Source organism: Paenibacillus sp. FSL W8-0426 (assembly GCF_037969725.1).
GTDB lineage: Bacteria > Bacillota > Bacilli > Paenibacillales > Paenibacillaceae > Paenibacillus > Paenibacillus hubeiensis.
This window is the reverse complement of record NZ_CP150203.1, coordinates 5,232,790-5,245,113: the sequence shown is the minus strand read 5'-3', so window position 1 is coordinate 5,245,113 and position 12,324 is coordinate 5,232,790. Positions and strand designations below refer to the sequence as shown.

General features: G+C 49.2%; 11 protein-coding genes and 1 pseudogene. 9 read left to right on the top strand and 3 right to left on the bottom strand.

The window, feature by feature from the left end:
* Positions 1-21 precede the first annotated feature (21 nt).
* Positions 22-948: a LysR family transcriptional regulator gene (locus MKY59_RS23770; protein ID WP_339274080.1), complete on the bottom strand. Its 927-nt coding sequence runs from the start codon at positions 946-948 to the stop codon at positions 22-24.
* A 327-nt stretch (positions 949-1,275) separates the two neighbouring features.
* On the opposite strand from MKY59_RS23770, the gene MKY59_RS23765 reads away from it, so the two are divergent.
* Positions 1,276-1,725 carry a GNAT family N-acetyltransferase gene (locus tag MKY59_RS23765; protein ID WP_339274078.1) on the top strand — a complete coding sequence of 150 codons (450 nt, stop codon included), beginning with the start codon at positions 1,276-1,278 and terminating at the stop codon, positions 1,723-1,725.
* Between the two features lie 132 nt (positions 1,726-1,857).
* On the opposite strand, the pseudogene MKY59_RS23760 reads toward MKY59_RS23765, so the two are convergent.
* Positions 1,858-2,739 (bottom strand): annotated as a pseudogene (locus MKY59_RS23760) (SDR family NAD(P)-dependent oxidoreductase).
* A gap of 141 nt (positions 2,740-2,880) precedes the next feature.
* Here MKY59_RS23760 and MKY59_RS23755 point away from each other — a divergent pair.
* Positions 2,881-3,339, top strand: coding sequence for a MarR family transcriptional regulator (locus MKY59_RS23755; RefSeq protein ID WP_236415645.1), 459 nt, complete (start codon positions 2,881-2,883; stop codon positions 3,337-3,339).
* 157 nt (positions 3,340-3,496) lie between these two features.
* Here MKY59_RS23755 and MKY59_RS23750 read toward each other — a convergent pair whose 3' ends face one another.
* Positions 3,497-5,764 (bottom strand): MFS transporter, encoded by a 2,268-nt coding sequence (locus MKY59_RS23750; protein ID WP_339274076.1) that lies wholly within the window; start codon positions 5,762-5,764, stop codon positions 3,497-3,499.
* Between the two features lie 397 nt (positions 5,765-6,161).
* Here MKY59_RS23750 and MKY59_RS23745 point away from each other — a divergent pair, with 397 nt between their 5' ends.
* From MKY59_RS23745 to MKY59_RS23715, 7 genes are all read left to right on the top strand, one after another.
* Complete coding sequence (locus MKY59_RS23745; RefSeq protein WP_339274074.1) at positions 6,162-7,154, top strand: hypothetical protein; 993 nt, start codon at positions 6,162-6,164, stop codon at positions 7,152-7,154.
* A gap of 1 nt (position 7,155) precedes the next feature.
* Positions 7,156-7,830 carry a hypothetical protein gene (locus MKY59_RS23740; RefSeq protein WP_339274072.1) on the top strand — a complete coding sequence of 225 codons (675 nt, stop codon included), beginning with the start codon at positions 7,156-7,158 and terminating at the stop codon, positions 7,828-7,830.
* Positions 7,831-8,165: 335 nt separating this feature from the next.
* On the top strand, positions 8,166-8,723 hold the full coding sequence (locus tag MKY59_RS23735) for an XRE family transcriptional regulator (RefSeq protein ID WP_236415649.1): 558 nt from the start codon (positions 8,166-8,168) through the stop codon (positions 8,721-8,723).
* A 30-nt stretch (positions 8,724-8,753) separates the two neighbouring features.
* A complete protein-coding gene (locus MKY59_RS23730; protein ID WP_339274070.1) occupies positions 8,754-9,233 on the top strand; it encodes a YbaK/EbsC family protein in 480 nt (159 codons plus the stop codon).
* A 688-nt stretch (positions 9,234-9,921) separates the two neighbouring features.
* Entirely contained in the window at positions 9,922-10,353 is a 432-nt protein-coding gene (locus tag MKY59_RS23725; RefSeq protein WP_339278465.1) for a DUF2262 domain-containing protein, read from the top strand.
* Positions 10,354-10,516: 163 nt separating this feature from the next.
* Complete coding sequence (locus MKY59_RS23720) at positions 10,517-10,786, top strand: hypothetical protein (protein ID WP_339274068.1); 270 nt, start codon at positions 10,517-10,519, stop codon at positions 10,784-10,786.
* A 196-nt stretch (positions 10,787-10,982) separates the two neighbouring features.
* On the top strand, positions 10,983-12,017 hold the full coding sequence (locus MKY59_RS23715; protein WP_339274066.1) for an ROK family protein: 1,035 nt from the start codon (positions 10,983-10,985) through the stop codon (positions 12,015-12,017).
* The last annotated feature ends 307 nt before the right edge of the window (positions 12,018-12,324 follow it).

The window sequence follows — 12,324 nt, the reverse complement described above, 5'->3', positions numbered from 1 at the left end:
TGCGGCACTGAGCCGCAGCTTTTACTCTGCCCGCGCGATCGGCGCCGGGGGCTGAAATTCGGGAATATGCAAATGGCGTTGCAGCAACGCGGAGCGAATATCCTGCATCAGTTTTGTCCCCGCAGAGCCTATGGGCATGTTGCGTTTGCGCAGAATGCCGACAAGCGGTCCGACGTTTAAATCCGACAGTTTTCTTATCGTTGTACCAGGAATTTCGGGAGCAATCGTTCCCACCGGAGCGATCGTGATCCCCAGTTTCGCTTGCACGTAGTACTTGTGCGATCGGATATTGCTGATTTCAATGGCCTGATAGTCGTTTCCGATGTGTTCTTTCAACAGTTGTTCGATGCGGATCCGGATGGGGCAATTGGGAGGCGTGAATAACAGATGGTGGTCCTTCAGGTCCTTAAGACGGACTTCATTCATTTCGGCAAAGGGGTGGTCCTTGTATACGAGCAGTGCCATCGGCTCAAACAGCAGCGGGTGAAACTCGGTATCCAGGCTGGCTTCCGGTGAAGGGCAAACGGCGAAATCGAGCTGCTCGTCAATCAAAAGTTCGTTCAGCAGCTTGCTGTCCCCGATGCGAACGTTTAGTTTGACTTTGGGATGATGCGCCCTGAATGCGGAGAGGATGGCTGGCAACCGATGGCTTGCCGTAGGCTCCGAAACGCCTAACCGTACATACCCTGCTTCGCCTTGTTGAATATCCGCAATGGTATGTGTCAGGAAATCGTATTCCCTCAGCAGCATTTCGGCACGCGCATAGAATATTTTCCCCGCTTCCGTCAGCTCGATCTTTTTGCCCCGATGAATCAGTTTGGCGCCGAGATCGGCTTCAAGCTTCTGCATGTGCAGCGTAATCGCTGGCTGAGAATACTGCAGCGCTTCTGCGGCCTGCTGGAAACTGCCCAGCTTCACGATGGTCTGAAAGGTTTTGATCATTCTCATTTCCATGGCATACACCTTTCTTTTTATATCGAGTTTGGATGCATGACGGCATTGTGACGGGCGTTGCTTGTTAAGTAGTATAGCATAGTTCCTCCTGGATTTGGTAAGCTTGTCTGCATGCGTACGGATAGATCGGATTCGTTTCGGAAGGGATGTCCTGGATGCAGATGGCTGTGGAATGTGCACGGCGTAACTTTTAGGCGTTCAGAGACTCTGATATTGACTAAGATAGGTTATACTTAAGCCCAGGAGCCATGAAGTTTCGTTTTGGCGGGCTAAGGGCTTTTTCGTTTTAATGCGAATGGTGGAAAAAGGAGAATGGATTCCATGGATATGCAGGTGAACATGCGATGGGCCGCAAAGGAAGATCAGGACAGGCTCGCCGATCTGCGGGCGGTTGTGTTGTATGACGATTTAAACCGCTTGGGCAAATATGACGATGTGAACGTGCGCGCGCGGTTCCGAAAGACATTCGATCCTGAGCATACGTGGATCATTGAGGTGGACGGGAATGAGGCCGGATGCGTGGCGCTGAAGCCGAAGGGCGAAGATGCGTATTTACTGGAACATTTCTACATTGATCCTGCGTATCAGGGCAGGCGCATCGGTACACACGTGCTGAAGACATTGCTTGCGAGAGCCGAGGTGCAGGGGCGGATCGTTCATCTGAACGTCCTGCAAGGCAGTCCGGCACGGCGGTTGTACGAACGTTTCGGTTTTGCGGTGGACAGCGAGGATGAGGTGGACGTGTTTATGTCTGTACGGAGTTCTGAATAACGCGGGAGCAGTCAGTTGAAGCTTAGACGCAGCCTTTTGGCAGCTAGCTTCGGATAGACTGAAGGAGGGGCAATGAAGCCCCTTTTTTGTGTTGTCCGGAAGTTCATGAATCATGGCAACTGCTGTACTTGTTTATTTCAAATATCCGCGTTCTGCAAGCAAGGTTTCGGTATCACGCCACAGCTGCTGCTGTAATGCCACGTCCCGGGCAGGGGCGACAGCGTGGATCTCTTTTCCCGTCCCTACATTAAAATAACCTCCTGTGACCTGCCCATATTTGGGCTCCGTTACCAAGCGCACCATCATATCCGTGCCCCGGCGCGGGTCGCCGATGCGAAGAGCATTCAGGATGCGTTCGAGCACGGATGCGAACCGGAGTTCACGGCCAAGTCCGGTCACGTTGAAACCGGGATTCAGGGCATTCGTCGATATGCCGCTGCCTGCGCATCGGCGCGCCAATTCTGCGGTGAACATAATATTAAGCAGCTTGGTTTTGCCATAGATCGGGGAGGATCCGCGCGCCGTGAAGGGAGATGTGTCGGTCAAATCATCCGGCAAGGTTAGCGTTCCGTGACGGCGCGAAGCTTCGGATGCGACATTGACGATCCGCGCCTTCCCGGCATTTCGCAGGGAAGTCAGCAGCGTTTGCGTGAGCAGCCATGGCGACAGGTAATTGACGGCCATCATTTCGGGCAATCCTTCGGACGTAGTGCGAGGTTCGAACGCATGCAGCCCGGCATTGTTGAGGAGTACGTCGATTTTCGGGAAAGCCGTGCCGATTTCTTGTCCGATGCGCTGCACGTCCTGCATGGAAGACAAGTCTCCGTAGAAGAATTGAATCTGCGCGGAAGGCACGGCTTCTACAATGAGCTTATGGGTGGCAGCGGCGCGCTCTCGGCTTCAGGCAGTCAACACCAACTGCATGCCGCGTTTGGCCAGTTCAAGGGCGGCGAGCTGACCGAGCCCGCTGGTGGCGCCGGTAATGACAACGATCGGATGATTGGACTTGGACATGAATCATTCTCCTTTGGCGAATAAAATAAAATCCGTCCTCTGATTTTGACAAGAGGCTGCGAGGGGTTATATGATTGATATAAATCAACTATAATGATTAATTGATATTTGTCAATTAAATGAGTGGGAGGAATATTGGAGATGAAGGATTTTCAAGCGGATCTAACTGAACGGGAACGGTTGGAACTCGCGCTCGGAGAGCAGATCCAAGCGTTAATCAGCGCGTCGCATGCACTGCATGTGCAAACGGCGGCACGCTTCGACGCAGCCCTCCAACCTGCGGCATTTCACCTGATTCGCTGGCTGTATTCCCACGGCCGGGCGAGCGCGGCTGCGTTGGCCGAAGCGACGGCCATGGACCGCAGCTCAGTCAGTCGTTTGATTAAACAGCTGGAGCAAGCCGGTTACGTCAGCCGTGAGGTATCTCCGGAAGACCGCCGCGGCGTGCTGCTCTCGCTCACGGAGCAGGGACGGCAGCAGACGATCGAGGCGCTGAAGGAAAAGGAGGATGCGTTTTACGGGCGAATTTCCCATTGGGATGACCAGCGCTTGACTGATTTTACACAGATGCTGAGGGAGTTTAACGGAATGGAGAAATAGAGGGGAGATGAAGCGGCAAAAAAAATCCCATCCGAAACAGAGCATCGCAGCGCTGAAATTCGGAGGGGATCTTTGGTTTAAAACCATCAAGTCGGTTAAAGGACGACGTCCTTTTAGTATAGAATCTTCCTGTTTATTGCAAAGCATCAGGTAGTATCTACGGCTTGGCGTTGCGGATGCCAATGTCCCGGATGAATAGGTTTCCTTTGGCCGTCTGATCGAACACAAAGCTGATTTTGCGGATTCGTTCCGGGTTAAAATTAGAGTTGGTCTTGGCGAACTCGGCCAGGCTGAAGGCATAATTCTGAAAAATCGGCTCCTTGGTTGTCTGAAAGAAAGCAAACGGCCGTTTGGCAAGCGACCCTTCGAACATCGGCAGCAGGGGAGAAACGCTGCTTAGCGGCAAACGGCCGGCATTTCCTTGGTCATCTTCAACCAAAACGGTTAGATCGACCAGCGCGTTTGTTCCGTCTTCTGCATCATGATCCGCATTCCCGTTAGCCAGGGAGAACACGATGGAACTCTGCTCGGTCGTTTCGATTCCCCGATCAGGCAAAACGACCCTGTAGGCAGGGACGGAAGAAGCTGTCGCGTGATCCCACTCCAGGGAAACGGCGCTATACTGCTCGACCGTATGGGCCATCTCCATCTTCTGCTCCTTCCATCCCCCAAGCGACTCTCCTTCCAAGCGGCCCCCCGACAACGTGGTCGTCTCAGGATCGCTGTCCTCGTCATAACTGCTGATCGTTGTTGTATTTGCATCCCAATAATTGCTGATATACATCGTCTCGGGCAGCCATTCCCTGGCGTGCCCAAGATCCTGAAACACGGTTTGGTACCCGGCTTGATCCTTCAGCGTGGCTTCCAAAAAAGACGAAATCAGCACCTTTGCCGCCAGTGCTTGCTGCTCCTCGGGAAGAAGCTCGGCCGTATTGAACAGCATGTTTCCCAAGCCGACACCATCGTGTTTGCCCCACTCGTTGTTGAATTGTCCATGGTTGGCTCCGTAGATGTACACATAGGATTTGAAAAATCCGTTGTTACCCGTAAATTGGGTCCGGTGATACTGATTTGCTCCGGCAAACGAAGAGACGTCCATATCGTTTGAACCGTGCAGGGCCAGATAGTTCACGTCTTTCAAGACGATCGGTTGTCCGGCCGGTTGATATTGCCCATCGGTGCCGGCAATCGAAACGATGGAACGGATGTTGAAATGGTAGTCGAACTTGATGTTGGCATCCTCGGGATAGGATGTCATTTCATTGTAAGCCGCCGCCGTGGTGACGGCTTCGCCGCCCCGGGAATGTCCGATCAGCCCGATGCGCTGCATATTCACCTTGCCATAGAACGGATTGCCTTCGGTGGAGTTCCATTTCTCCCATGTCTTGAGATGCTCCAGCATCAGCCATCCCCTGGCGCGATTCTCTCCTTTCAGAACGCTGAACATGAACAGGTCGTTGAATGGAGAAGTGTTCAGGTAGTTTTGATCGATGGAAGCCAGGATGAATCCCCGGCTTGCCAGCAGCTCGCCCAAATAAGCATAACCCGGGTCGGAAGGCTCCGTCGCAAGGTGATTGCCGTGTACGATCAACACCAGCGGGAACGGACCGTCGCCTTCGGGATACCAGACCGTCCCGTTTAACGGCATCGCTTCCGGCCCGAAACCGAACGTTTTTGTGCGTCTCGCCGCCCATTGGTCCACAAAGGCTGAACCGTCGACGGGTTCGGTTATAAGCATGCCTTGTTCTCCGAGATCTTTGCGAGATGTTGGATCGCTTCGGTAGGTTATCGATTTCACGCGGAATTTCCCAGGCTCCGCCGGATTGGATAATGTCGTGCGGTATTGTTCCGCCGATTTGACGGTTTGTAACGGATACGGCACGGTTAGCTCAGCTTTGCCTTCACTCATGAGCCAGTACCCCAGCATGCAGATCAGAATGAGAGCCGCTGCGGCAGCTGCTCCTGTCGTCCGTTTTTTCCAGATCTTAGTTTCCCGATAAGCTCCAGCCTTAAATCGATAGAGCACCGCACCGAGCAGGGAAAAGCAAATAATCATTACTAGAGCAACCAGCAGCGTTAACGGGATGGGACCAAAAAAACTGATCGACAACACACAGAACGAAGCAAGCATGGACCACACATATCGTGAAGGCATTTGTTTTGCCCAATGCAGCAACCCGGCAATGATTCCGGTAATACCCAGGATTACGGTCAAAAACAATGAAGTCCCGATTAAATAGTCCGCAACGCTTCGTGATCCCAAATAGTAGTATCCTTGCACCAATCCATTACATAACGTGACTAAGCTTAATACCGTGATCGCACCTGTCCACCCCGGCCCAAGGGGAGAAACGCGCTTCAGGGGCAATGTCGGCAAGGGTATTTTTTTAACGGAACGCTGGTCGTTTACCCTCTGTTTTTGCATGAAAGTTCACCTTCCTGTTCATGGTCCATTTTCGTTCAAACGATTCGTACGCTGGATACGTTAAGTATACGAAAGGCATCTTTCAACGGACTGTCTTTTTTCTTACTTTAATATTACGTTTAAGGAATTAAAAGGTTGGGGAAAAGTGGAGGATTTATAATATTATTGATAGATATAAACCGCAAAAACATAAACACGTTAACGAAGAGGCAGGACCAATCTGAAGAAGCGAAGCGTTCGCCTTTATCACCGGATTTCCCCTTGAAAAAGGGGATTCAAAAAAATCTGGGGATAACAGCGATCGGAAGATGGTACTGAACTCGCAGTGGCCAAGTGTGATTGATTAATGCGGTTTCTATAGTAACAACGATTATGAAATACAGGGGAGAGATGATGAATGGGGCATCGTGCAAATCTGTTACTGGTTGAACATCATACATATTCACTGTATTACAGTCATTGGGGCGGCATCTCGATGCCGGAAAATTTGTTTTGGGGCCCGGAAGGAGCATTGGAATTCATCAAACGTCAAGAGCCGACGACAGCATGGCTTGATACGGCGTGGGCGGAAGGGGGCGCGCTGATGGATTTGGATCGTCAAGTGCTGCTCTGGTACGGCGGGGAGGACGTGAATTACGAAATTCCGCTGCGCAGGCACCTGATTCGAATGATGAAGCCGCTATGGCCCGGGTGGTCCATTGAATGGGCATCGGCGGGCATTCTGGATCTGGCTGAATATGTCGGCCATCCCACGGATGAATTGACGGGGCGGACCAACAAGCCTGTAGAGCCTGCTGCATTAGCGCCGGAATCGGCGGAAGGCTGGGTGCGAACGATTGCGAGCATCGTTTTTTCGAACGGGGAACTACGATTATATCCGGCACAGTGGGAGATGGAGGAATATTTGCTGCAAGGTCCCGAACTGCTCGAACACTTGGACCAACATGTCGGACGCACGGAACTGGATTTGAAAGAATGGCCGGAGGAGATTCCGGATCAAGGATTTCATCTCGATATCCCAGCCCGAACGATCCATTTGTGGTATGCCCCTGATCTGGGAGAAGTGATTCGCGAGGTCCGGGAGATTTGGTCAGGCTGGCATGTCGTCGATCTCAAGGACCAATTTGAGGAACATGTTTCTTTGGTACACGGCAAGCTTTGCTTCGTAAACGAGGAACCGGAAAAGCTCACGGAAAGACTATGCCGCTCATTGCTTAGAAACTACACCAGCCCGGTGAACACCATGATGGAAATTGCGCAGCAGCAGGAGGCTGCCGGAAAAAAAATCGAAGTGAATCCACAAGCATTAAAAGACGCCCCACTGGAGATTACGCAAGCGAAAAAAGCACAATTGCTGCAATATGCCATCGCTCGTCTGGGGGATGTGTGAAATGGTAAGCAACCGAGCCTTGAATTCTATTCGAACCCCGATTGGGTCGACCAAAGAACACAAGCTTCGTTCCATCGTTTATGCCACCGTGCTGGGAATCATCATGGGTGTAGCCGCAAAGTTAGTAGACAATGCAAGCATTAACCCCATATTTGATAATATCGGCGGACGCCTGGGGATCTGGGTATTTACGGCGACGCTTTTGTCGGTGTTTAGCTGCTCGCCCAAATGGGCGTCAGCGAACGTTTTTGCGTTTTTTGTTTCCATGCTTGCCGTTTATTACGTGTATACCACGCTGTTCCTGAATTTTTTCCCTGGAAAAGCCATCTTGTTCTGGGGCATATGTGCGTTGATATCTCCAGTCTGTGCGTATGTGATGTGGTATGCGCGTGGAAAAGGGTTTGTCTCTGCTGCGATCATGTCGCTTCCTATTAGCTTATTGCTGGCGGAAGGGTATGAATTGCAGAACGCGTACTTGCCAGTTCACACTCATTATTACTTGATACCTTGGTTATACGCGATATACATATTAATGGTCGTAATCCTGCTGGCTGCCATCCCGAAGAACAAAAGGAATCTGTTGGTTGGTCTATCTTTAGCTATGATATTATGTTGGATATTTGTACAATGGGATGTGTTAGGCCGGATGTTCGGCGGAATGAACGGTGTGTTGTAAGGGAGGATGGTAAACGTTGCTGAAATCGATTCATAGTGCAAAAATGGGCACGGGAGTATAACGTCAGCAAAGAAAGATTTGCGGCGTGCATCGGGCTGTTGGATATTGTGATGAAGTAGGGGGTGAACAGTTTAGCTCACGGGGTCAAGCCCCACGGGGAGAGACGTCTACCCCGGATACCCATACTAAACCTCCTACGAACAAAAGAGGTCAAACAGTAAAAACTGGCTGACCTCATAATACGAACGGGCGGTTTAGCCCAATACAACGTTTGTAAAATGTACTTTATAATGATATATTTGTATAGTATAATGAACGAAAGGGGATGTTACTTCTTGAATGCTATACACATCAGGATAGGAAACAACCTGCAACGTATTAGAAAACATAGGCAGTTAAGCTTAGATAAGCTTGCTGATTTAACAAAGGTTAGTAAAGGTATGCTTCATCAAATTGAGCGAGGAGAAACGCAGCCCACAGTGACAACCGTGTGGAAAATTGCTACGGGACTCAATATTTCGTTTTCATCTCTACTTAAAGAGGATGAGGCAGTAGTATCCATTGCAACTCGAAAAGAAATTCCAGATTTAACAGAAGACAATGGAAATTGTAGAGTATACTTGCTGTTTCCGTTTGACCCCCAAACACGTATTGAAACGTTTACGATTATTCTTAGTCCTACTTGTAACTATGTTTCACTCCCACACAATGATGGGGTTCAAGAGTACATCACAGTTATCTCTGGAGTGTTTAATCTACAGATTAAGGATGAAATATACGCCTTACAAGAAGGACAGGCTATAAGATTTGCAGGCAATGTTGAACACCGTTATATAAATAAATCGGACGAAGATGTGACAATACAGGTTGTTATGTATTATGCGGAATCTTAATTGCTTGTAATCATTAAGGAGGGATACACGTTGACAAGTCAACTTAAAGATAGTGCACAACAGGTGCAAAACAAACTAATAGAGTTGGGATATGCAAATAAAGTTATAGAACTACCTGACAGTACACGAACTGCACAGGAAGCTGCCGATACGATAGGTTGCGAGGTTGCACATATAGCTAAGTCAATTATCTTTCGACTCAAAAATAACGATAAACCCTTATTGGTGATAGCCAGTGGAGTAAATCGAATTAATGAAAAGCAAATTAACACCCATCTGAATGACAATTTAGGAAAAGCTGACGCTGATTTTGTACGTAAACACACAGGATTTGTTATTGGAGGCGTACCCCCTTTAGGACATAAAGAGTCAATCATCACTCTTATTGATGAAGACTTGTTACAATTTAGAGAGATATGGGCTGCTGCCGGACATCCAAGAGCAGTGTTTCAATTAACACCTGAAGAATTAGTGCAAATGACAAAAGGACGAGTAATCTGTGTTAAATAAATTTGTGTTAACTTTCTGTTATTTCGCTAACGGGAAACGATAGCTCAATAAATTCAAGTGAAGTCAATCGTAATAGTGATTGACTTCTTTGACTTTAAAGATTTCATTTAAACCATAATTTACACTTCCTCTAACTCAAATTGTACATTTTGAAGGTGTCACTTCCTGCAACCGATATTTTTAGTGATTTTTCATTCATAAAGGTCCTGAAACGGGCACTTTTTGCACATTTTCAAAGCGAAATAGGAATGTGTGTATGTAGATGGGTGAATTGGAAGCATAAGCTTGCCAAATGGCAAACTTATGGGTTAAGTCTCATTAATTTCTCCAGCCTGTGCGTATGTGATGTGGTATGCGCGTGGAAAAGGGTTCATCTCTGCTGCGATCCTATCGCTTCCCATCACCGTGCTGCTGGCGGAAGGGTATGAATTACGAAACGCATACTTGCCGATTCACACGCATTATTATTTGATCCCATGGCTTTATGCGGTATACATATTGATGGTCGTAATCCTGCTGGCTGCCATCCCGAAGAACAAAAGGAATCTGTTGGTTGGTCTATCTTTAGCTATGATATTATGTTGGATATTTGTACAATGGGATGTGTTAGGCCGGATGTTCGGCGGAATGAACGGTGTGTTGTAAAGGAGGATTGTGGACGTTGTTGAAATCGATTCATAGTGCGAAGATGGGCACATTGGTTTACGAAGAAATAAGTGAAGGATACACGCTTCGCGAAGGCGCAGTGCACTGGATATTGGATGCATCCGACAACAAGGTAAACATGCAAGAGATAATACACCGGGCTGAGAAGCTGTACGAGGGATTGTCTGAATTTGATCAACAGGCCAAGGCAAGGATCGCGGGTGAGTTAGTGACGTTCAAAAATGATTTCTGGCCAGAGTACGACGAGGATGACCCAGACCTGGACTGGGATCGGGTTGACGCGGGGGAGTATAATGTCAGCCAAGAAAGATTTGCGGAGAGCATCCGACTGTTGGATATTGTGATGAAGCAGGATCATATTTACTGCGAGTATGACGACGGAGAACTGTTTGGCGGTCACCGAATCCATGCGTATTTTGACAATGACTATAATCTGATCCGTGCGGATATTTAAAAACTTGTTATAACGAAAACGGAAGAGTTCAAAACGGCCATCTGAGAGGCGTTCCGGGTGGGTATCGGCATTTCGAAATACTGACCCTGAAAAAATGGTATGCATACACGTACCACATTTCTCCTATAGATGTGATAACCTCTCCTTACCAAGGAGTGGTAACATGACAGCTACCAACATTGAAGCACTAACCTTAGAGTACACAAAGCTAACCGAGCGAGAAGATGAAGCCTTAAACGAACTTACAAGGTGTCGCAAACTCATCTCGGACGCGATGGACATCATTGCCAAGCAGGCTGGCGTTTTGGAAATGGATACCGTGAGGCAAGCTGCTTACCATCTACACACGATGGAGCAGGAACTAAACCGAAAATTATTCGAAATTCGGCTGGAGAAAAGCATGCTGGCGTATCGCATCAGTCAGTCTACGTAACACGAAACCGACAGAGGGCAGTGCGGGGTCATGAGTTTTACGATCTTGCACTGTCTTTTTCCGCTCTTTCATAGCTGTTTTATTTTCAACTGAAGCATTGACTTTCCGCTCGACTCCACCTAAACTTCACTTATTAAAACTCTTTTAAAATAATCAACCGTGAAATCCAACATCGCGAAAGGAGGATGACACCGCCTTGAACCCGACAGCACACAATACGCAGCAGGTCAAACGAATCAACGTGGAACTTGTAAAAAATACGCTGCGCACCATCCGCGTTGGCACGAAAGCGTCTATCGCGAATCTAACGAAACTCAGTGTCGCGACGTGTGGCACGATTCTGAACGAATTGCTCCAGACCGGGGAGATTATCGACCTTGGACCGGACGAATCAAGCGGGGGCAGACCGGCAAGCCGATATCAGTTCAATGCGGATTACGCCAGCGTATTGTCCCTCATCGTTCGCATCGTAAATGGGGAGCGCTCGATCGTGGCGGTTAACGCCAACCTGAATGGCGAGGTACTGGATGAGCAGACGCTTCTGTACGATGAGATTACCCTCGTTACGATGGAGAAACTGGTTGCGGAGCTTGTTGACCGGTATCATAACGTGCAGGCGATCGGGATCGGTATTCCCGGCGTGGCGCATCATGGGGTGATCGGCATCTGCGACGTACCGGAGCTGGCGGAGCAGCCGCTTGGTCCGCGGCTCAAGGAGCAGTACGAGGACGTGGAAGTGGTCGTGGGCAACGACATGAACCTGACGGTGTACGGGCTGTACACCGAGCAGCATTTTGCCGAGGAAAAAAACTTTGCCGTACTGTCGTTCTCCCCAAATTATTTTCCGGGTGCGGGCTTTATGATCGAAGGGCACCCTTTGTCCGGCAACACCCATTTCGGGGGTGAAATTTCGTATCTGCCGTTTGGCATGACGCGGGGAAAACAGCTTGAAATGCTGAAAACGCCCGCAGGGCTGCTGCAATTGGTCGTGCACTCAATGGTCTCGATCATCGCGATTATCAACCCCGCGGCCATCGTCATCACGGGAGACGCCGTCGAGCCGGGCATGCACGATGCCATCATCGAACGCTGTCTCGATACGATTCCGCAGGAGCATATGCCGAAGCTGCTGATCCACCAGGATACCCGACGCGAATATGTGACTGGCCTTGTAGCGGTGACGCTGGAGAGCCTGACTTACCGAATCGAACGAGTCGAGAAACGCTGGTAAAGGGAAGCCGTGAACAAGTAAAGACGACCCGAGAAATAAGCAGGCGAGTAATTTTCAAACGAATGACGATTGCTGATAAAAGGGCTGAACCAACCCGAGCGAAGGATGCAAAAGCTGTCATTTTGTCCTGCATATGCGCTGGAAGAAAGCAGTACCAAGGAAGAAACGTTTGCTCCGGCTTACCTGAGTGATCTCCAGCAGTACCGCTTTCCCTCGCTCGGGGCATTATTCCGAAAACGAATTCGGAACGTTATCATCCCGTTTCGGCACGACCAGACACAATTTATATTAGGAAAAGTAAAGCTTG